We start from the raw sequence: 19,465 nt of genomic DNA, 5'->3' as shown, positions 1-19,465 counted from the left end.
ACCCGATGCCGGTTGCTGTCCATCCAGTGCGGATTCTCGCAGCGAGGTAACGACATGCCAAACGACTCCCGCCCTGCCGTGCTTGAACTGATCGGCAATACGCCGCTGGTGCGCGTCAGCCGTTTCGATACCGGCCCGTGTACGCTGTTTCTCAAACTCGAATCACAGAACCCCGGCGGTTCGATCAAGGACCGCATCGGTCTGGCGATGATCGATGCCGCCGAACGCGATGGCCGTCTGCAACCCGGCGGCACCATCGTCGAAGCCACCGCCGGCAACACCGGCCTCGGCCTGGCCCTGGTCGGCCGTGCCAAAGGCTATCGAGTGGTGCTGGTGGTGCCGGACAAAATGTCCACCGAGAAGGTGTTGCACCTCAAGGCCATGGGCGCCGAGGTGCACATCACCCGTTCCGACGTCGGCAAGGGCCATCCCGACTACTATCAGGACGTGGCGGCGCGGCTGGCGCAGGAGATACCCGATGCGTTCTTCGCCGACCAGTTCAACAACCCGGCCAATCCGCTGGCCCACGAATGCAGCACCGCGCCGGAGATCTGGGCACAGACCCAGCATGATCTGGATGCCATTGTCGTCGGCGTCGGTTCGGCCGGCACCCTGACCGGGCTGACGCGCTTCTTTCAACGCGTGCAACCGAACCTGGAAATGGTGCTGGCCGATCCGGTCGGTTCGGTGATGGCCGAGTACAGCCGCAGCGGCACCCTCGGCAAGGCCGGTTCATGGGCGGTGGAAGGCATCGGCGAAGACTTCATTCCATCGATTGCCGACCTTTCCAGCGTGCGCCACGCCTATTCGATCAGCGACGAGGAAAGCTTCGATCACGCCCGTCAATTGCTGCGCGCCGAAGGCATTCTCGGCGGTTCCTCGACTGGCACTTTGCTGGCGGCGGCGTTGCGTTACTGTCGCGAGCAGACCGAGCCGAAACGGGTGGTCAGCTTCGTCTGCGACACCCGGCACCCGTTACCTGTCGAAGGTCTACAACGACCAGTGGATGAACGATCAGGGCCTGCTGCAATACAAGCGCTACGGCGATCTGCGCGACCTGATCGCGCGGCGTTTCGAGGATGGCCGCGTCATCAGCGTCGGCCCCGACGACACGCTGCTCACCGCCTTCCAGCGCATGCGCCTGGCGGATGTATCGCAATTGCCGGTGCTGGCGGACGGCAAGCGGCTGGTCGGCGTGATCGACGAATCCGATATTCTGCTGGGCGTGCACGAAGACGCTTCGCACTTGCGCATGCCCGTAGCCAGCGCCATGACTGACAAGTTACAAACCCTGCCGGCAAACGCCAGTCTGGCCGAACTGCAGGCGGAGCTCGATCGTGGTCTGGTGGCGATCATCGCCGATGCCTCGGGCTTCCATGGCCTGATTACGCGAGTCGACCTGCTTAATCACTTACGGAGATCGCTTACATGAGTCAGCACGATGAATCCGGCGCGCCCCGCGCCTTCGGCACCCGAGTGATCCATGCCGGACAGACGCCGGATCCCTCCACCGGGGCGCTGATGCCGCCGATCTACGCTAACTCCACTTACTTGCAGCAAAGCCCCGGCGTGCATAAGGGCCTCGACTATGGCCGCTCGCACAATCCGACGCGCTTTGCGCTGGAGCGTTGCGTGGCGGACCTCGAGGGCGGCACCCGGGCCTTCGCCTTTGCCTCCGGGCTGGCGGCGATTTCCACGGTGCTCGAACTGCTTGATGCCAACGCGCACATCGTCTCCGGCAACGACCTGTACGGCGGAACGTTTCGTCTGTTCGACAAAGTCCGTCAGCGCAGCGCCGGGCATCGCTTCAGCTACGTCGACCTGACCGACCTGTCCGCCTTCGAAGCGGCGTTGCAGGACGACACGCGGATGGTCTGTGTCGAGACGCCGAGCAATCCTTTGCTGCGCCTTTCTGATCTCGCCGCCATTGCGCGTATCTGCCGCGAGCGCGGCATCCTCTGTGTCGCCGACAACACCTTCGCCAGCCCATGGATCCAGCGCCCGCTGGAGTTGGGTTTCGATATCGTGGTGCACTCGACGACCAAGTACCTGAACGGCCACTCCGACGTGATCGGCGGCATTGCGGTGGTAGGGCAGAACGCCGAACTGGCCGAGCGCCTGGGCTTTTTGCAGAACGCGGTAGGAGCCATCGCCGGGCCGTTTGACGCGTTCCTCACCCTGCGCGGCGTGAAGACCCTGGCGTTGCGCATGGAGCGTCATTGCAGTAACGCGCTGGAGCTTGCGCAATGGCTGGAGCGTCAGCCGCAAGTGGCACGCGTTTACTATCCGGGCTTGCCGTCGCACCCGCAGCACGAATTGGCTCGACAGCAGATGCGTGGATTTGGCGGGATGATTTCCCTCGACCTGAACAGCGACCTGGCTGGCGCCAGACGCTTCCTTGAAAATGTGCAGATATTTGCCCTGGCCGAGAGCCTGGGCGGGGTGGAAAGCCTGATCGAGCATCCGGCAATCATGACGCATGCCACCATCCCCGCAGACACCCGTGCACAACTCGGGATCGGCGATGCGCTGGTGCGTTTGTCTGTGGGGGTCGAGGATGTCGAGGATCTGCGCGCTGACCTGGCTCAGGCGCTGGCGCGGATTTGACGTTCGGCAGGCATAAAAAAATCCGGAATCCCTGAGGGATTCCGGATTTTTGTTCAGGCCCGGATCAGCTGCCTTTGACAGCCTTGCCGTTGACCGTACCGTCGAGGAGCATGATGTTGTACTCCTTGCCATCGGTTTCGACCTGTTGCAGGCGAACCAGCAGGTAATCCCAATCCTTGGCGAACCACAGGACGGTGATGCGCTTGCTTTGCGTCGGGTCGCGCACGCGCTCGACCTTGATCGCATCGATCTGGCCGGCCTTGGTGTCGACTTTCTCCGAACCCAGCACGCGGAAGTCATACGTATCGACTTCGCCATCATCGACGACCTGATAGCTCATGCTTTTTTTGCCGGCGGCCACATCGTGTTGCAGGGCCAGCTGATAGGTGGATTTGTCGACCATGCCACGGTTCAGCGGGATCTTGACCGCATCACCGCGATCGGTGCCAGTGACCATTTTGTTGGTCCAGTCGAAGTCCAGGTCGGCTTTCTTGGCTTTACCCAGACCACCGCGTTCGAAGTGGTAGGACTGGGGCAGCAACGTGTCCTTGTCCAGGGTCAGGGTGCTTTCTTCTGTCAGGCTGGCGATCATCATCGAGGCCTTGAAGCTGAGCTTCCAGACACCGTTGGCACCCTGGGTCAGGCTGCGTTCAGCCGTGCCACTCATGGGCAGCTGCTTCCAGTCGGCGGTGTAGCTGGCGGAGAAAGGTTGAAGGTCTGCAGCCTGCGCGAAAGGCAGGGCAAACAGAGCGCAAGCGAAGAGCAGGGCGCGACGCATAAAATCTCCTAGTGTCGAATCAAGTGGCCGCTGGCCGCGAGTAACTTTCCATCCAGTAAAGCACCTTGCTCACCGAGCGATAAACGGCCTTCGGCAAACCAGCGTACAGCCATCGGGTAGATCAGGTGTTCCTGAACATGGACTCGCTGCGCCAGACTCTGCGGCGAATCGTGCAACTCTACCGGTATTACTGCCTGTACGACCAGTGGTCCGCCATCGAGTTCCTCGGTGACGAAGTGCACGGAGCAGCCATGTTCCGTGTCGCCGGCTTCCAGCGCGCGCTGATGAGTGTGTAACCCTTTGTATTTGGGTAGCAGCGAGGGATGGATGTTGAGCAGGCGACCCGCGTAGTGGCGCACGAAGTCAGCGCTGAGAATGCGCATGAAACCGGCCAGTACCACGAGTTTGGGGTTGAAGGCGTCGATCAGTTCGATCAGCGCGGCATCGAAGGCTTCGCGGCCTTCGAAAGCCTTGTGATCCAGGGAGCGGGTGTCGATACCCGCGTCCCTGGCGCGTTGCAGGCCGTAAGCGTCGGCGCGGTTGGAAATCACCGCGGCGATGCGGACCGGGCTGTCGCCGGTCCGCGTGCTGTCGATCAGGGCCTGCAAGTTACTGCCGGTGCCGGACAACAGCACCACCACATCACAGGTCTGGGACATCAATGAGCCTTGAGGTTCTTCAGTTCAACCTGGGCTGCGCCTTCGGCAGCGGTGGCGATCTGACCGATAACCCATGGCTGCTCGCCGGCTTCACGCAGGACGTTCAGGGCAGTTTCAACGTGCTCTTGAGCCACGCAGATGACCATGCCCACGCCGCAGTTCAGCACGCGGTGCATTTCGTTTTCGTCGACGTTGCCTTTCTCTTGCAGCCAGTCGAACACGGCAGGGCGGGTCCAGCTTGAGACGTCAACCACGGCTTGGGCGCCTTTTGGCAGTACGCGCGGGATGTTGTCCAGCAGGCCGCCACCGGTGATGTGGGCCATGGCTTTGACCGCGCCGGTGTCCTTGATCAGCTTGAGCAACGGTTTCACGTAGATGCGGGTCGGGGCCATCAGCAGGTCGGTCAGCGGTTTGCCGTCGAGCTGGATGTTTTCGATATCGGCACCGGAGACTTCGATGATCTTGCGGATCAGCGAGTAGCCGTTGGAGTGCGGGCCGGAAGACGGCAGGGCGAGCAGGGCATCGCCGGCAGCGACTTTCGAACCGTCGATGATTTCGGATTTTTCCACGACGCCGACGCAGAAGCCGGCCAGGTCGTAGTCTTCGCCTTCGTACATGCCAGGCATTTCAGCGGTTTCGCCGCCGACCAGGGAGCAGCCGGACAGTTCACAGCCAGCGCCGATGCCGGTCACGACCTGGGTCGCGGTTTCGACGTTCAGCTTGCCGGTGGCGTAGTAGTCGAGGAAGAACAGCGGCTCGGCGCCGCAGACCACCAGGTCGTTCACGCACATGGCCACCAGGTCGATGCCGATGCTGTCGTGCTTGTTCAGGTTCAAAGCGAGGCGCAGCTTGGTGCCCACGCCGTCGGTGCCGGAAACCAGTACGGGCTGCTTGTAGCCGGCCGGGATTTCGCAGAGGGCGCCGAAACCGCCCAGGCCGCCCATGACTTCCGGGCGCGCAGTGCGCTTGGCGACGCTCTTGATGCGTTCGACCAATGCTTCACCGGCGTCGATGTCTACACCGGCGTCCTTGTAGCTCAGGGAGGGTTGCTTGCTCATGATCCAGGCCTTTAGGGGGGATTCAGGGGTAACGACCGAGTCCAGTGGGACCGCTGAAATAAACGAAGGCGAGCGCCTTGCACGAATTTCAGGGTGCCCGGCTGTTGCCGGTCTGCGAAGGCGCGCGATTTTATCAGGCTTGAAGGGCAGCGGCCATCCTCACGCCGACGGCAGGGGCATATCGGCTGAAAAAAACCTCTATTGCCCGTGTTGGTCGCCGCCTCGATGGCTGTATAAGGTATCGCGATTAACCGTCTATCGTTATGACAGTGCGAAAAACTTAGTCAGATCGTGGTGAATGTTTTGCGCAGGGATGTGGTCACAGCCTTGCTCGATCATCTTCATGCGGTCTGTTCCAGCCGCTCTCGTCGTCAGGAATCTCCCATGCGTTTTTTTTCCAGATTTTTATTTGCAGGCTGTTTTTCACTGGTCAGCCTGGCGAGTCATGCCGAAACCGTCAAAGGCCTGTATCAAGTGCGCGAGCCTGTCAGCAGTCAATCGTCTGAGGAGCGCGACCAGGCGACCCAGCGCGCGCTGGACACCCTGGTGCTGCGCCTGACCGGTGATCCCAAGGCTGCGCAAAGTCCGGGGTTGGCGGCGCTGCGCAAAGACCCGCAACAGATCATCAGTCAATACGGTTTCGACGCCGGCCCGCCGGAAGTGCTGAAAGTCGATTTCGACCCGGCCAGCACCGAACAAGCCTTGCGCCGCGCCGGGTTGTCTTTGTGGGGGACGAATCGGCCGTCGATCCTGAGTTGGTGGTTGAACGACTCCGCCGAGGGATCGAGCCTGGTGGGCGATGGCCAGTCCAGCGCCGCGCCGTTGCGTCGCGCAGCCCAGCATCGTGGTCTGCCGTTGCGGTTGCCGTTGGCGGACCTGAGTGAGCAACTGGTGGCTACGGCACCCAACCTTGAAGGGGCAGATGCAACGCCGTTGCGCGCTGCCTCGGACCGTTACAACGCCGATGCCTTGCTCGCGGTGCATGCCCGGGAAGAGGGTGGCCAGTGGCAGGCCAAATGGAACATGTGGCTGGGCGACAAGAAAGAGGCGGGCAGCGTACAGGGGGCGGATCAGGCTGCTGTGGCCGATGCGGTGATGCTGGCGGTCAGTGAGCGCCTGGCACCGCGGTTTGTCGTCAAGCCGGGCGCTTCGGGCGAACAATTGCTGGAAGTGCAGGGCATGAACCTGGAACGCTACGCCGCCCTTGGACGCTTGCTGGAGCCTTTTAGGGCGCGCCTGCAAACGGTTGATGGCGAGCGCATTCTGTATCGGGTCAATGGCAGCGCCGAGCAGTTACGTTCGCAGCTGTCCCTCTCGAAGTTGCAGGAAGTTCCAGCCGGTGAGGCGCCTGCACCGGCAGCGCCTGCGCAGCCAGCCGAGGGGGCGGTGCCGGTCGTTGCACCAACCCCGGCACCGGTGCCACAGCTGAGATTCCGTTGGTAAGGTTTTCTTTCTTTATATAGATGCATATGGAGTGGTACATGGCGGATACGCGGCGTTGGTTCTGGTTGGGTGGGGTGGTTCTGCTCTGCGTGTTTGTCTGGTTGTTGCATCCGATCCTGACGCCCTTTCTGGTTGCGTTGCTGCTGGCCTATCTGTTCGATCCGCTGGTGGATCGGCTGGAAAAGGCCGGTCTGTCACGCACCTGGGGCGTGGTGGCGGTGTTTGCGCTGTTCACCTTGATCTTCACCACATTGCTGCTGGTGCTGGTGCCGATGCTCGCCAAGCAGTTATTTCGCTTGTATGAACTGGCGCCGCAGATGCTCGACTGGCTGCAGCACACTGCACTGCCGTGGGCGCAATCAAAATTCGGACTGTCGGATAACTTCTGGAAGTTCGACAAGCTCAAGGCCGCGATCAGCGAACACATGGGCCAGACCACCGACATCGTCGGGGTGGTGCTGAGTCAGGCGACGGCGTCCGGGCTGGCGTTGATCGGCTGGCTGGCGAATCTGGTGCTGATCCCTGTCGTGAGTTTCTACCTGCTGCGGGACTGGGACCTGATGATGGCCAAGATCCGCAGCCTGCTTCCCCGTGATCGTGAAGAACGCGTGGTGACCCTGGCGGGCGAATGCCATGAAGTGCTGGGGGCATTTGTACGCGGGCAGTTGCTGGTGATGCTGGCGCTGGGCGTGATCTACGCTGCGGGCTTGATGCTGGTGGGGCTGGAGCTGGGGTTGTTGATCGGTCTGATCGCAGGCCTGGCGGCCATTGTGCCGTACATGGGGTTTGTCATCGGGATCGGCGCGGCGTTGATCGCCGGCCTGTTCCAGTTCGGTGGCGATCTGTATCCCATGATCGGCATCGTTGCGGTGTTCATGGTCGGGCAGGCACTGGAAGGCATGGTGCTGACGCCGTTGCTGGTGGGCGATCGTATCGGTCTGCACCCGGTGGCGGTGATCTTCGCGATTCTGGCGGGGGGCGAACTGTTCGGCTTTACCGGCGTGTTGCTGGCGTTGCCGGTGGCGGCGGTGATCATGGTGCTGGTGCGCCATGTGCATGATTTGTATAAGGATTCTGATATCTACAGTGGTGTCGACGAACCGGAGCTGTAAGAGTCGTTGAAGTCCTGTGGCGGGCGGCCTGGTTCCATGCCAGGTCGGCCCGTATCCCTCGCGCGGCTGTCACATGCGCCGCCAAAGAAACTGTCATGAAACCAGGGCGTTAACGCAAACCTTTGATTTTGCTTGTGGTCTGTCGCATTGTGCGACCCGCCTCACGGGTATAAACTTCGCAAACTTTACACAGAGGCCACTAACGGTTCCTTTGGAACTGTTCAGTCAGCATGAAACCGATTCAGCTGCCCCTAGGTGTGCGTCTGCGTGATGACGCTACCTTTATCAATTACTACCCAGGCGCCAATGCCGCTGCACTCGGCTATGTCGAGCGGCTATGCGAAGCCGACGCCGGCTGGACAGAAAGCCTGATTTATCTCTGGGGCAAGGACGGGGTAGGGCGCACGCACTTGTTGCAGGCCGCCTGCCTGCGCTTCGAACAACTGGGGGAGCCGGCGGTGTATCTGCCGCTGGCCGAGCTGCTGGACCGCGGCATCTCGATCCTCGACAACCTCGAACAATACGAACTGGTCTGCCTGGATGATTTGCAGGCCGTGGCCGGCCGGGCGGATTGGGAAGAGGCGTTGTTCCATCTGTTCAATCGTCTGCGCGACAGCGGTCGGCGTCTGTTGATTGCTGCATCAACCTCGCCGCGTGAATTGCCGGTGAAACTGGCTGACCTGAAATCGCGCCTGACCCTGGCACTGATCTTCCAGATGCGTCCGCTCTCTGACGAAGACAAATTGCGCGCCTTGCAACTGCGTGCATCCCGTCGCGGCCTGCACCTGACCGATGAAGTCGGGCATTTTATTTTGACTCGTGGTACCCGCAGCATGAGCGCGCTTTTCGAGCTGCTTGAGCGTCTCGATCAGGCCTCCCTTCAAGCTCAGCGCAAGCTGACGATTCCGTTCCTGAAAGAAACCCTAGGCTGGTAAACCTAAGCTTGGCGGGGGTTTTTGGCATATTTCAGGCGCCAGAAAATCCGCTTTCCTGCAGGGTGCAGGCTGCGCGAGTGTCTAAATGGGGCTTAAGCGCTTAGATGTAATCGCGAAACCGGGAAGTCACATAAAGTTCGATTGAATTTGCAAATGAGGATGATAGCGGGCATAGTCTCGGCTTCTTTACAACTATCAGCCACGGTCGTGCCCATGCTAAAGCGCTTCGCACCCCTCGTGCCTCTCGCACTCGTCACCCTGTTGTTCGGTTGCGCTGCCCACTCCCCAGTGACTCAGCAAGAGCAACAACAGCAGGTCAAGAATTCAGTTACTGCGCAGTCTTCTTCCGTTCTTTTCCAGGAAGAGCTAGCCACCGATAAAGAACTGGCAAACTTCGCCGATGGCAAGTCGTACCAGCTTCCGGTTCTGGCTGACAGCATCCTCGAGCGTGGCATGTCCCTGATCGGTACCCGTTACCGTTTCGGCGGCACCTCCGAGGCTGGCTTCGATTGCAGCGGTTTCATCGGTTATCTGTTTCGTGAAGAAGCCGGCATGAACCTGCCGCGCTCCACTCGCGAAATGATCAACGTCGACGCTCCGCTGGTAGCTCGCAGCGCGCTGAAGCCGGGTGATCTGCTGTTCTTCGCCACCAATGGTCGTCGTGGTCGTGTCAGTCACGCCGGGATCTACCTGGGTGACAACCAGTTCATCCATTCCAGCAGCCGCAAAAGCGGTGGTGTCCGGGTCGACAGCCTGGGCGACAGCTACTGGAGCAAGACCTTCATCGAAGCCAAACGCGCCCTCGCGATGGCTCCGACCGTGGTCACTGCACGCAAATAAGGCTTAACCTGTCGCCACGTGGGTGGCGACAACTACCTCTTCGCAACGAAGTAGGCGGACACTTTGTAAGGCGAACTTAAAGTCTTACTTGAAGTTTGGCCCATAGCCGCTAGAATCCAGATCTATTATTGATGGCAAACCGCCTGCGTCCTGCGCAGGCGGTTTTCTTTTCTGCCTTCCCGGCAGAAAAAGCCGCAGCCAGATCAGGATGTTCTGCTTATGACGATGTCGGCCCGCCTCGCAATCATGTTCTTCGCAGCGCTGCTCAGCGCCTGCGCCAGTCGCACACCGCCGCCTGCGCCGGTGGTTCGTGTACCCATTGTTTTCGGTAACCCACAACCCTTTTCCCCCGAGGCAGAAGACGTGCTGTTCCGCGCGCTGGGCCTGGTGGGCACGCCGTATCGTTGGGGGGGCAACACGCCGGATTCGGGTTTCGATTGCAGCGGCCTGATCGGTTACGTCTACCATGACGTCACCGGTATTTCCCTGCCGCGTACCACCCGAGAAATGATCAGCATGCAGGCGGCCAACGTCGGCAAGGAAGGCCTGCAAACCGGTGACTTGATCTTCTTCGCCACCAATGGCGGATCCCAGGTCAGTCATGCCGGTATCTACGTCGGTGAAGGTCGCTTCGTTCATGCGCCGGCCACTGGCGGCACGGTGAAGCTCGACAGCCTGTCCAAGGCTTATTGGCAGAAGGCTTATCTGAGCGCCAAGCGCGTTCTGCAGCCTGAACACCTGGCGCGTAATCCGTAGCGTCCTGTCCGAAGAGGTTGTCATGACCGCTCGCACTCTCAATCTCGACGATGCCCTGTATCAATACCTGCTCGACGTTTCCCTGAGGGAAACGCCGCTGCTCAAGCGCTTGCGCGACGAAACCCAGGCGATGCCAATGGCGCGCTGGCAGGTAGCGCCGGAGCAGGGGCAGTTCCTCGCGTTATTGGTCAAACTCATTGGTGCCAAGCGCTTGCTGGAAGTCGGTACGTTTACCGGTTACAGCGCCCTGTGCATGGCCGCTGCATTGCCGCAGGGCGGTTCGCTGATTTGCTGCGACATTCCCGGCGACTACAACGCTATCGCACGCCGTTATTGGCAGGAAGCGGGGCTGGCCGAGCGAATTGACCTGCGGCTGGCCCCTGCACTGGAAACGCTCGCCATGCTGGATCAGCCGGAGGCGTTCGACCTGATCTTCATTGATGCCGACAAGTCCAACTATCCGAACTATCTGGAGCATGCACTGCGTCTGCTGCGCGTCGGCGGGCTGGCGGTGTTCGATAACACGCTGTGGAGTGGGCGGGTGCTTGAGGAGAATCCCGAGAGTGCAGACACCCGAGCCATCCAGGCGCTCAATCGCGCCTTGAAGGATGACGCGCGTGTGGATCTGTCGTTGTTGCCGTTGGGTGATGGGCTCACGCTCTGTCGTAAACGCTGATCCTTGTAGGAGCGAGGCTTGCCCGCGAAGGCGTCGGCACATCCAACATTGATGTTGCCTGACCTACAGCCCTCGCGGGCAAGCCTCGCTCCTACAGGGCGGCTATTTAGCGGCCGAGACGCGCCACACCTTGTTTCCCACATCATCGGCCACCAGCAAAGCGCCCTGCTGATCAATCACCACGCCTACGGGCCGACCCATGGCTTTTTCATCTTCGTTGAGGAAGCCTGTCAGTACATCAACCGGTTGGCCGGTCGGCTTGCCACCCGCGAACGGGACGAAAATCACTTTATAGCCACTGTGCGGCTTGCGATTCCAGGAGCCGTGCTGGCCGATGAAGGCGCCTTCCTTGAATTGCGCGGGAAGTGTGTTGCCCTCGGCAAACGACAGGCCCAGCGATGCGGTATGTGGGCCGACCGCATAATCCGGGGCAATGGCCTTGGCCACCAGATCTGGGTTTTGCGGCTCGACGCGGATATCGACGTGCTGGCCGTAGTAGCTGAAGGGCCAGCCATAGAACCCGCCGTCCTTCACTGACGTGATGTAGTCCGGCACCAGGTCGCTGCCGATTTCGTCGCGCTCATTGACCGCCGTCCACAGGGCGCCGGTCTGAGGTTCCCAGGCCAGGCCGTTCGGATTACGAATCCCCGAGGCGAAGATCCGGTGATTGCCGGTGGCGCGATCCACTTCCCAGATCGCTGCACGACCTTCCTCCTGATCCAGTCCGTTTTCGCCGACGTTGCTGTTGGAGCCGACGGTGACGTACAGCTTGCTCCCGTCCTTGCTGGCGATGACGTTTTTGGTCCAGTGGTGATTCAGCGTGCCGCCCGGCAGATCGACCACCTTGATCGGCTGCGACTTGATTGCGGTGTCGCCATTTTCATAATGAAAGCGCAGCAAGCGGTCGGTATCGGCGACATACAGGTCATTGCCGACCAGGGTCATGCCGAAGGGCGAATTGAGGTTTTCCAGGAACACCGTGCGGGTTTCGGCGATGCCGTCGTGGTCCTTGTCCCGCAGCAGCGTGATGCGGTTGGGGCTAGGGACGCCGGCGCCGGCGCGGCCCATGACTTTGCCCATCACCCAGCCGCGAATGCCTTTACCGTCATCGGGTTTGGGAGGGGCATTGGTTTCCGCCACCAATACATCGCCGTTGGGCAGCACGTAGAGCCAGCGCGGGTGATCGAGCCCTTCGGCAAATGCCGCTACCTGAGTGCCTGCCGCAGCGGTGGGTTTTGCACCCTCCGGCCAGCCGATCGCCGGGGCGATATTCACCGTCGGGATCAGGGTCTTGTTCGGCTCGGGCAGCTTGGGTGACGGGCCGGTGCCGTCGGAGACTTGCAGGCTGGAGGTTTCACCACAGGCGGCGAGCCCTCCGGCGAGCGCGATGACGAGAACGAGCTGAGGCTTGCGCATGCTGGACTTCCCTATGAATGCATTGACTTAGTCATAGAGAAGCTTAGACGCGCGATGGTTCAACCGGTCAGCCGCGGGCTTCCTTGAGCAGCACGGCGATGCCGGGGTGATAGTGACCGGCTTCGTTGCGCAACTTGCGATAGGCGTACGGGAAATACCAGGCCACGGCGCAGCTGTGTTCCTTTTGCAGGTCGTCGACCATGTCCTGGAGTTCTTCCGGGGTCGCGCTCTGTTGGGCCTTTTGTGGCGCAACGAACAGGCAGCCGAGTTTCAGGTCGCTGGCGTAGCTGATGCGTTTGGCGTCGCTGGTGATGTCCTGCAGCGCCTGGCTCAGGTTCAGGCTGTTGACCTTCGGCCAGCGTTGAGTGGCCTGAAGGTAGGCGCGTTCTTCGGCGGTGGCGATAAACAGGTCGGCGCGGCTGTTGCGTTCGCCTTCTTCGTTCTGTTTACGGGTCGGCGTTTGTTGCAGCGTGACCATTTCCGCCATCCAGGCCGCGGCGCAGAGCAGGCCAAGGTTGGCTTTCTCGTCGTACCAATAAGGCGTGTCGTTATCGCCGCGCACGGCGTTAAAGCGGTCGATACAGTCAAACCAGCGTTCCAGCACCGGTCGCAGGAATTCCAGCTTCGGATTACTGATGATCATGCCTTGCATGTCGCTCACCCTTGTAATTGTGTTGTTGGGTTTATGGCGCTTTGATATCACTGCTGGCAGTATGGCGCAAGATTGACGTCAGGTTATTGATGGGCGGCAGTCTATCGAGAATCCGTGCCCTGTCTTCAATTGACGCTCCCCCCCCAACCCTCTAACCTTCGCGGCTTGTTTCAGGTGCTCTGTGGCGAAGCCGACAGAGTGAAACAGGGAAGCCGGTGAGTGACTCTCTTCAAGCGACGAAGAGTCATGATCCCGGCGCTGCCCCCGCAACGGTAAATGAGTAAAGACTGCGTCTTGAGCCACTGTGTCGACTGTCGATATGGGAAGGCGCGCAGTCCGGCGCAAGCCGCTCATGAGCCCGGAGACCGGCCTGATTCATCCAACGGCATCACGGTGGGCGATGCCAGGCTTGTTGCCGTCTATTCTTGTGCCTGCCCGCCGTTATCCAGCCTCAACGGAGAGCTCCCCATGACTGATTCCCCTGATCGTGACGAACGCCACCTGGCGCGCATGCAGCGAAAAAAAGCGGTGATCGACGAACGCATCGCCAACTCCCCGAACGAATGCGGCCTGCTGCTGGTGCTGACCGGCAATGGCAAAGGCAAGAGCAGCTCGGCCTTCGGCATGCTCGCCCGGTCCATGGGCCACGGCATGCAGTGCGGCGTGGTGCAGTTCATCAAGGGCCGTAACAGCACCGGCGAAGAGCTGTTCTTCCGCCGCTTTCCGGAGCAGGTGCGTTTTCATGTGATGGGCGAGGGCTTCACTTGGGAAACCCAGGACCGCCAGCGTGACATCGCCGCCGCCGAGGCCGCATGGGCGGTGTCCCAGGAACTGCTGCGTGACCCGTCGATCGGTCTGGTGGTGCTGGATGAGTTGAACATCGCCCTCAAGCACGGCTACCTCGACCTCGATCAGGTACTAAGTGATTTGCAGGCGCGTCCGCCGATGCAACACGTGGTGGTCACCGGTCGCGGCGCCAAGCCAGAGATGATCGAACTGGCCGACACAGTCACCGACATGGGCGTGATCAAGCACGCGTTCCAGGCCGGCATCAAAGCGCAAAAAGGCGTCGAGTTGTGAGCCGCACTTTATGAATAGTCATCGTCATTGCCCGGCGGTATTGATTGCCGCGCCGGCCTCCGGTCAGGGCAAGACCACCGTCACCGCTGCGCTGGCCCGTTTGCACCGCAATCAGGGGCGCAAGGTCCGCGTGTTCAAATGTGGCCCGGACTTTCTCGACCCGATGATTCTCGAGCGCGCCAGCGGTGCGCCGGTGTATCAACTGGACATGTGGATGGTCGGCGAGCAGGAAAGTCGTCGTCTGTTATGGGAAGCGGCCGGGGAAGCCGACCTGATCCTGATAGAAGGCGTCATGGGCCTGTTCGACGGCACGCCGTCCAGTGCCGACCTGGCGCGGCACTTCGGTGTGCCGGTGCTCGGCGTGATCGACGGCACGGCCATGGCGCAGACCTTTGGTGCGTTGGCGTTGGGGCTGGCGAAGTATCAGCCGGACTTGCCGTTTGCCGGTGTACTGGCCAACCGCGTGGGCACGCTGCGTCATGCGCAATTGCTCGAAGGCAGCCTGACGGAAGGCTTGCGCTGGTACGGCGCCTTGTCGCGGGAAACCGGGATCGAATTGCCCAGTCGGCACCTCGGTCTGGTCCAGGCCAGCGAGTTGAATGATCTGGACCTGCGCCTCGATGCGGCGGCCGAATCGCTGGCCAGCAGTTGCGATGTGGCGCTGCCGCCTGCCGTGGAGTTCGCCGGGCCCGACGTGATCGCCGCCGAGCCTTTGCTTAAAGGCATCCGAATTGCCGTGGCCCGTGATGAAGCGTTTGCCTTCACCTACGGCGCGAGCCTGGACTTGCTGCGGGCCATGGGCGCCGAGTTGCTGTTCTTCTCGCCGATCCGCGATGCTGATCTACCGGAAGCTGACAGCCTTTATCTGCCGGGCGGTTATCCGGAACTGCACCATGTGGCGCTGTCACAGAACACCTCGATGCTCGACGCGATCCGCGCCCATCATGCTGCCGGCAAACCGTTGCTGGCCGAGTGCGGCGGGATGTTGTACCTGCTCGATTCGTTGACTGATGTCGAGGGAACTCGCGCCGAACTGGTGGGCTTACTCAAAGGTGATGCGGTGATGCAAAAGCGTCTGGCCGCGCTGGCGTTGCAAGCGGTTGAGTTGCCGGAAGGTTCACTGCGTGGGCACACCTATCACCATTCGTTGACCAGCACCGAACTTGAGCCGATTGCCCGTGGACTCAGTCCGAACGGCGGGCGTGGGGCGGAGGCGGTTTACCGTGAGGGGCGGATGACCGCCTCTTATGTGCATTTTTATTTTCCGTCCAACCCCACCGCAGTCGCCGCGCTTTTTGCGCCTGACCTTGATGCCGCCTTCGCGAGCAGGCCGAATCGTCGCACCGTCGCTCCTACAATGGATCACCTAACCCCTGTAGGAGCGAGCCTGCTCGCGAAGAGGCCATGACCGACAACGCATTCTCCGAAGCCGAACGCGAAGCGGTCTACCGAGCCATCGCCGAACGTCGCGACATGCGCCACTTCAGTGGCGGCACCGTCGAGCCCGAGTTGTTGCGGCGTCTGCTCGAAGCCGCCCACCAGGCCCCGAGCGTCGGCCTGATGCAGCCCTGGCGCTTCATCCGCATCAGCGACCGGGCCCTGCGAGGCAACATCCAGCGACTGGTGGAAGAAGAACGCATCCGCACCGCCGAAGCCCTCGGCGAGCGCACTGACGAATTCATGAAGCTCAAGGTCGAAGGCATCAACGACTGCGCCGAGGTGTTGGTCGCCGCGCTCATGGATGATCGAGAGCGCCACATCTTCGGTCGTCGCACCTTGCCGGAAATGGACATGGCCTCGCTGTCCTGCGCGATCCAGAACCTCTGGCTGGCCTCCCGCGCCGAAGGTCTGGGCTTGGGCTGGGTGTCGCTGTTCGAACCGCAAGCGCTGGCGAACCTGCTGGGTTTGCCACCCGGGGCCAAGCCGTTGGCGGTTCTTTGTCTCGGCCCGGTCAAGGAATTCTATGCGGCGCCGATGCTGGTACTCGAAGGGTGGGCGCAGGCGCGTCCGCTCAGTGAGTTGCTGTATGAAAATTATTGGGGAGTGAGTCAATGAGTGTGGCGTTATTGAGCGTCGCCGCGGTTGCGCTGGACGCGCTGCTGGGTGAACCCAAACGCTGGCATCCGCTGGTGGCGTTCGGCCGTTTTGCCGACCGCATCGAGCAACGTTTCAACGGTGAGGGACGTGGCTGGCGCAGCCATGGCGTCACCGCGTGGGTAATCGCGGTCGTGCCGCTGACCTTGCTCGCCACGGCTTTTTCCTGGGCACCGTATGTGGGCTGGATTGTCGAGATTCTCGCGCTCTATTGCGCCCTCGGCATGCGTAGCCTTGGTGAGCACGTCGAGCCGGTGGCCAAGGCTTTGCGCAGCGATGATCTGGACGAAGCCCGCAAGCGCGTGGGTTATTTGGTCAGCCGTCAGACCAGCGAACTGGATCAAACCGAAGTGGCCCGTGCCGCCACTGAATCTGTCCTGGAGAACGGCAGCGACGCAGTATTTGCTGCGCTGTTCTGGTTTGCCGTGGCCGGTGCGCCCGGTGTGGTGCTCTATCGCTTGAGTAACACCCTCGATGCCATGTGGGGTTACCGCAACGAACGCTTCGAACGTTTCGGTTGGGCGGCGGCGAAGATCGACGATGTCCTCAACTACCTGCCTGCACGCCTGGTGGCGTTGACCTACGCGCTGCTGGGCAAAACCCGGCTGGCCTTGAAATGCTGGCGCACCCAGGGCCCGACCTGGGACAGCCCCAACGCCGGGCCCGTCATGGCGGCCGGTGCCGGTGCGCTCGGCGTCGAGTTGGGCGGGGCGGCGATCTATCACGGTGAAGTGCATCAGCGCCCGCAACTGGGCGAAGGCGTGCCGGCGGATGCCGATTCCATCGACCGTGGCTGGCAATTGGTTCAGCGCGGGGTATGGTTATGGCTGCTGATTCTCTGCGTGGGAGCTGAATTCTATGCTTGAGCACGGTGGTCGCTTGCGCAAGGCCGCGCTCGAATATGGCATTGCCGAAGCTGACTGGCTGGACCTGTCCAGCGGCCTCGCGCCGTGGCCATTCCCGATCCCGGACATTCCGTTGCGCGCCTGGGCGCGCTTGCCGGAAACCGATGATGGTCTGGAGCAGGCTGCTTGCGATTATTACGGCACCGGACAGGTGCTGCCGGTGGCCGGTTCGCAAATGGCCATCCAGTTACTGCCGCGTTTGCGTCGGGCCGGTAAGGTCGGCGTGCTGTCGCCGTGTTACGCCGAACACGCGCACGCATGGCGCAGCAATGGTTACATCGTGCGCGAGGTGCTGGAGCAGGAAGTCGACTTCTATATCGACAGCCTCGACGTGCTGGTGGTGGTCAACCCGAACAACCCGACAGGCTTGAGCCTGAGCACGAGTCGCTTGCTCGACTGGCATGCCCGACTGGCCTCGCGCGGCGGCTGGCTGGTGGTGGACGAAGCGTTCATGGATAACACGCCGGCGTTGAGCCTCGCGCCGTTTGCCCATCAGGTCGGCCTGATCGTGCTACGTTCCTTCGGCAAGTTTTTTGGCCTGGCGGGTGTGCGATTGGGCTTTGTGCTGGCTGAGCGCAAGCTGCTTAAACTGCTCGCAGAGCAGGTGGGCCCGTGGGCGGTCAGCGGGCCGACACGCGTGTTGGGCCAAGCCTGTTTGCTGGACACCGAAGGCCATGCAAGGCAGCGCGCGCGCAGCGAAGAGGCCGGCAAACGCCTGGCACTTTTGCTTGGGCAGTATGGTTTGCAGCCGCAGGGTGGCTGCGCCTTGTTTCAATGGCTGATGACCGAGCATGCCGAAGCGCTTCACGAGTTCATGGCCAGGCGCGGCATCTTGCTGCGGCTGTTCGCCCACAACAGCAGCGTGCGTTTCGGCTTGCCGGCGGATGAAGCCGATTGGCTGCGTCTTGAGCAAGCGCTTCAAGCCTTCGTAAAGGAAGCCCAATGACAACATTGATGGTGCAGGGCACCACCTCCGACGCCGGTAAAAGCACGCTGGTGACGGCGTTGTGTCGCTGGGTCACGCGTCAGGGCGTGCGCGTCGTGCCGTTCAAACCGCAGAACATGGCCCTCAACAGTGCCGTGACCGCCGACGGCGGCGAGATCGGCCGCGCCCAGGCGGTGCAGGCCCAGGCGGCCAACCTGGAACCGCACACTGACATGAATCCGGTGCTGCTCAAGCCCAACAGCGACACAGGCGCCCAGGTCATCATCCATGGTCGCGCGGTCACGACCATGAACGCGGTCGCCTATCACGACTACAAAGCCATCGCCATGCAAGCCGTACTGGCTTCCCATGAACGATTGAGCGCGGCGTATCCGGTGGTCATGGTCGAAGGCGCGGGCTCGCCGGCCGAGATCAATCTGCGTGCCGGCGACATTGCCAACATGGGCTTTGCCGAAGCGGTGGATTGTCCGGTGGTGTTGATCGCCGACATCAATCGCGGCGGGGTGTTCGCGCATCTGGTGGGCACGCTGGAACTGCTGTCGCCGACCGAGCAGGCGCGGGTCAAAGGCTTCATCATCAACCGTTTTCGCGGTGACCTCGCCTTGCTGCAACCCGGCCTCGATTGGCTGGAAGCGCGCACCGGCAAACCGGTGATCGGCGTGCTGCCGTATGTGATGGATTTGCACCTGGAAGCCGAGGACGGCATCGATCAGCGCCAGGCCGACAAGGCTGAACGCGTGCTCAAAGTGCTGGTGCCGGTGCTGCCGCGCATCAGCAACCACACCGATTTCGATCCGCTGCGCCTGCATCCGCAAGTCGACCTGCAATTCATCGGCCCCGGCCAGGCAATCCCGCCGGCTGATCTGATCATTCTTCCCGGCTCGAAAAGTGTGCGCAGTGATCTTGCGTACCTGCGGGCCAATGGCTGGGACACGGCCATCAGTCGTCATCTGCGTTATGGCGGAAAAGTGCTGGGGATTTGCGGCGGTCTGCAGATGCTCGGTGAGCAGGTGCACGATCCGCTGGGCCTCGAAGGCGCGCCGGGTTCCAGTGCTGGCCTGGGCTTGCTGGCGTTCGAAACACAGCTCGAAGAAGAGAAGCAATTGCGCAATGTGCGCGGTCGTCTGGCGCTGGAGGATGCGCAGGTCAGTGGCTATGAAATCCATGCCGGGGTGACCACCGGGCCAGCGCTGGAAAACGCTGCGGTGCAGCTGGACGATGGTCGCTGCGATGGCGCGCAAAGTGTTGACGGGCAGATTTTCGGCACCTACCTGCATGGCCTGTTTGAATCCCCGGCGGCGTGCAGTGCGCTGCTGCGCTGGGCGGGTTTGCAGGAGGTGCAGGACGTGGATTACCACGGGTTGCGCGAGCGGGATATCGAGCGGTTGGCGGATCTGGTGGAGAAGCATTTGGATACCGCGTTGTTGCGTGAGCTCTGCGGTTTTTGAGAGGACGCTTTCGCGGGTAAGCCTCGCTCCTACAAGGTCAAGAGCGGCTCAGCCCTGTAG

Annotated in this window: 18 protein-coding genes, 1 pseudogene and 1 riboswitch; of the genes and pseudogenes, 14 read left to right on the top strand and 5 right to left on the bottom strand. The window is 61.5% G+C overall.

Annotated features, from left to right (window positions below):
• Positions 1-54: 54 nt before the first annotated feature.
• Positions 55-1,432 (top strand): annotated as a pseudogene (locus JIO00_RS20905) (pyridoxal-phosphate dependent enzyme).
• On the top strand, positions 1,429-2,607 hold the full coding sequence (locus JIO00_RS20900; RefSeq protein WP_077749779.1) for a trans-sulfuration enzyme family protein: 1,179 nt from the start codon (positions 1,429-1,431) through the stop codon (positions 2,605-2,607). Before JIO00_RS20905 ends, JIO00_RS20900 begins: the two are co-directional and overlap by 4 nt.
• A 64-nt stretch (positions 2,608-2,671) precedes the next feature.
• On the opposite strand, the gene JIO00_RS20895 is transcribed toward JIO00_RS20900, so the two are convergent.
• From JIO00_RS20895 to purM, 3 genes are read right to left on the bottom strand one after another with little or no spacing between them, the layout of a single operon-like run.
• On the bottom strand, positions 2,672-3,385 hold the full coding sequence (locus JIO00_RS20895) for a DUF3108 domain-containing protein (protein WP_077749780.1): 714 nt from the start codon (positions 3,383-3,385) through the stop codon (positions 2,672-2,674).
• An 8-nt stretch (positions 3,386-3,393) separates the two neighbouring features.
• Entirely contained in the window at positions 3,394-4,044 is a 651-nt protein-coding gene (purN, locus tag JIO00_RS20890; RefSeq protein ID WP_010456811.1) for a phosphoribosylglycinamide formyltransferase, read from the bottom strand.
• Positions 4,044-5,102, bottom strand: a complete 1,059-nt coding sequence (purM, locus tag JIO00_RS20885) for a phosphoribosylformylglycinamidine cyclo-ligase (protein WP_200666770.1) — start codon at positions 5,100-5,102, stop codon at positions 4,044-4,046. The genes purN and purM overlap by 1 nt, the downstream gene beginning before the upstream one ends.
• Before the next feature lie 384 nt (positions 5,103-5,486).
• Here purM and JIO00_RS20880 point away from each other — a divergent pair, with 384 nt between their 5' ends.
• From JIO00_RS20880 to JIO00_RS20855, 6 genes are all read left to right on the top strand, one after another.
• Complete coding sequence (locus JIO00_RS20880; protein ID WP_200666768.1) at positions 5,487-6,545, top strand: DUF2066 domain-containing protein; 1,059 nt, start codon at positions 5,487-5,489, stop codon at positions 6,543-6,545.
• Positions 6,546-6,583: 38 nt separating this feature from the next.
• A complete protein-coding gene (locus tag JIO00_RS20875) occupies positions 6,584-7,657 on the top strand; it encodes an AI-2E family transporter (protein ID WP_077749783.1) in 1,074 nt (357 codons plus the stop codon).
• A 230-nt stretch (positions 7,658-7,887) separates the two neighbouring features.
• Complete coding sequence (gene hda / locus JIO00_RS20870; protein WP_010456804.1) at positions 7,888-8,592, top strand: DnaA regulatory inactivator Hda; 705 nt, start codon at positions 7,888-7,890, stop codon at positions 8,590-8,592.
• A 213-nt stretch (positions 8,593-8,805) separates the two neighbouring features.
• Positions 8,806-9,432, top strand: coding sequence for a C40 family peptidase (locus JIO00_RS20865; RefSeq protein WP_010456802.1), 627 nt, complete (start codon positions 8,806-8,808; stop codon positions 9,430-9,432).
• Between the two features lie 219 nt (positions 9,433-9,651).
• Positions 9,652-10,188 (top strand): C40 family peptidase, encoded by a 537-nt coding sequence (locus tag JIO00_RS20860; RefSeq protein ID WP_200666766.1) that lies wholly within the window; start codon positions 9,652-9,654, stop codon positions 10,186-10,188.
• Between the two features lie 22 nt (positions 10,189-10,210).
• A complete protein-coding gene (locus JIO00_RS20855) occupies positions 10,211-10,864 on the top strand; it encodes an O-methyltransferase (protein ID WP_154912293.1) in 654 nt (217 codons plus the stop codon).
• A gap of 102 nt (positions 10,865-10,966) precedes the next feature.
• Here JIO00_RS20855 and JIO00_RS20850 read toward each other — a convergent pair whose 3' ends face one another.
• Entirely contained in the window at positions 10,967-12,280 is a 1,314-nt protein-coding gene (locus JIO00_RS20850; protein ID WP_077749785.1) for a PQQ-dependent sugar dehydrogenase, read from the bottom strand.
• Positions 12,281-12,347: 67 nt separating this feature from the next.
• Complete coding sequence (locus tag JIO00_RS20845; RefSeq protein WP_077749786.1) at positions 12,348-12,932, bottom strand: hypothetical protein; 585 nt, start codon at positions 12,930-12,932, stop codon at positions 12,348-12,350.
• Positions 12,933-13,087: 155 nt separating this feature from the next.
• Positions 13,088-13,320, top strand: a riboswitch (cobalamin riboswitch).
• A gap of 80 nt (positions 13,321-13,400) precedes the next feature.
• Between JIO00_RS20845 and cobO the strand changes: the two genes are divergently transcribed.
• From cobO to JIO00_RS20815, 6 genes are read left to right on the top strand one after another with little or no spacing between them, the layout of a single operon-like run.
• The gene (gene cobO, locus JIO00_RS20840; RefSeq protein ID WP_077749787.1) at positions 13,401-14,012 is read left to right on the top strand and encodes a cob(I)yrinic acid a,c-diamide adenosyltransferase; all 612 of its coding nucleotides are present in this window, start codon (positions 13,401-13,403) and stop codon (positions 14,010-14,012) included.
• Between the two features lie 10 nt (positions 14,013-14,022).
• Positions 14,023-15,420 carry a cobyrinate a,c-diamide synthase gene (locus tag JIO00_RS20835; protein WP_169856673.1) on the top strand — a complete coding sequence of 466 codons (1,398 nt, stop codon included), beginning with the start codon at positions 14,023-14,025 and terminating at the stop codon, positions 15,418-15,420.
• A complete protein-coding gene (gene bluB / locus JIO00_RS20830; RefSeq protein WP_200666764.1) occupies positions 15,417-16,067 on the top strand; it encodes a 5,6-dimethylbenzimidazole synthase in 651 nt (216 codons plus the stop codon). The genes JIO00_RS20835 and bluB overlap by 4 nt, the downstream gene beginning before the upstream one ends.
• Positions 16,064-16,972 carry an adenosylcobinamide-phosphate synthase CbiB gene (gene cbiB, locus JIO00_RS20825; RefSeq protein ID WP_200666762.1) on the top strand — a complete coding sequence of 303 codons (909 nt, stop codon included), beginning with the start codon at positions 16,064-16,066 and terminating at the stop codon, positions 16,970-16,972. The genes bluB and cbiB overlap by 4 nt, the downstream gene beginning before the upstream one ends.
• Positions 16,965-17,957: a threonine-phosphate decarboxylase CobD gene (cobD, locus tag JIO00_RS20820; protein ID WP_169856677.1), complete on the top strand. Its 993-nt coding sequence runs from the start codon at positions 16,965-16,967 to the stop codon at positions 17,955-17,957. The genes cbiB and cobD overlap by 8 nt, the downstream gene beginning before the upstream one ends.
• On the top strand, positions 17,954-19,405 hold the full coding sequence (locus JIO00_RS20815) for a cobyric acid synthase (RefSeq protein WP_083376020.1): 1,452 nt from the start codon (positions 17,954-17,956) through the stop codon (positions 19,403-19,405). Before cobD ends, JIO00_RS20815 begins: the two co-directional genes overlap by 4 nt.
• Positions 19,406-19,465: the final 60 nt, after the last annotated feature.

Source organism: Pseudomonas sp. SW-3 (assembly GCF_016615645.1).
Taxonomy (GTDB): domain Bacteria; phylum Pseudomonadota; class Gammaproteobacteria; order Pseudomonadales; family Pseudomonadaceae; genus Aquipseudomonas; species Aquipseudomonas mandelii.
The sequence above is the reverse complement of the archived record's forward strand: the minus strand, read 5'-3'. Positions and strand labels throughout refer to the sequence as shown.

Coding starts and splice junctions, on each gene's coding strand:
- JIO00_RS20895 (WP_077749780.1), bottom strand. CDS start 3,385: ATGCGTCGCGCCCTGCTCTTCGCTTGCGCTCTGTTTGCCCTGCCTTTC.
- purN (WP_010456811.1), bottom strand. CDS start 4,044: ATGTCCCAGACCTGTGATGTGGTGGTGCTGTTGTCCGGCACCGGCAGT.
- JIO00_RS20880 (WP_200666768.1), top strand. CDS start 5,487: ATGCGTTTTTTTTCCAGATTTTTATTTGCAGGCTGTTTTTCACTGGTC.
- JIO00_RS20875 (WP_077749783.1), top strand. CDS start 6,584: ATGGCGGATACGCGGCGTTGGTTCTGGTTGGGTGGGGTGGTTCTGCTC.
- JIO00_RS20865 (WP_010456802.1), top strand. CDS start 8,806: ATGCTAAAGCGCTTCGCACCCCTCGTGCCTCTCGCACTCGTCACCCTG.
- JIO00_RS20860 (WP_200666766.1), top strand. CDS start 9,652: ATGACGATGTCGGCCCGCCTCGCAATCATGTTCTTCGCAGCGCTGCTC.
- purM (WP_200666770.1), bottom strand. CDS start 5,102: ATGAGCAAGCAACCCTCCCTGAGCTACAAGGACGCCGGTGTAGACATC.
- cobD (WP_169856677.1), top strand. CDS start 16,965: ATGCTTGAGCACGGTGGTCGCTTGCGCAAGGCCGCGCTCGAATATGGC.
- cbiB (WP_200666762.1), top strand. CDS start 16,064: ATGAGTGTGGCGTTATTGAGCGTCGCCGCGGTTGCGCTGGACGCGCTG.
- cobO (WP_077749787.1), top strand. CDS start 13,401: ATGACTGATTCCCCTGATCGTGACGAACGCCACCTGGCGCGCATGCAG.
- bluB (WP_200666764.1), top strand. CDS start 15,417: ATGACCGACAACGCATTCTCCGAAGCCGAACGCGAAGCGGTCTACCGA.
- JIO00_RS20845 (WP_077749786.1), bottom strand. CDS start 12,932: ATGCAAGGCATGATCATCAGTAATCCGAAGCTGGAATTCCTGCGACCG.
- JIO00_RS20850 (WP_077749785.1), bottom strand. CDS start 12,280: ATGCGCAAGCCTCAGCTCGTTCTCGTCATCGCGCTCGCCGGAGGGCTC.
- JIO00_RS20835 (WP_169856673.1), top strand. CDS start 14,023: ATGAATAGTCATCGTCATTGCCCGGCGGTATTGATTGCCGCGCCGGCC.
- JIO00_RS20900 (WP_077749779.1), top strand. CDS start 1,429: ATGAGTCAGCACGATGAATCCGGCGCGCCCCGCGCCTTCGGCACCCGA.
- JIO00_RS20855 (WP_154912293.1), top strand. CDS start 10,211: ATGACCGCTCGCACTCTCAATCTCGACGATGCCCTGTATCAATACCTG.
- hda (WP_010456804.1), top strand. CDS start 7,888: ATGAAACCGATTCAGCTGCCCCTAGGTGTGCGTCTGCGTGATGACGCT.
- JIO00_RS20815 (WP_083376020.1), top strand. CDS start 17,954: ATGACAACATTGATGGTGCAGGGCACCACCTCCGACGCCGGTAAAAGC.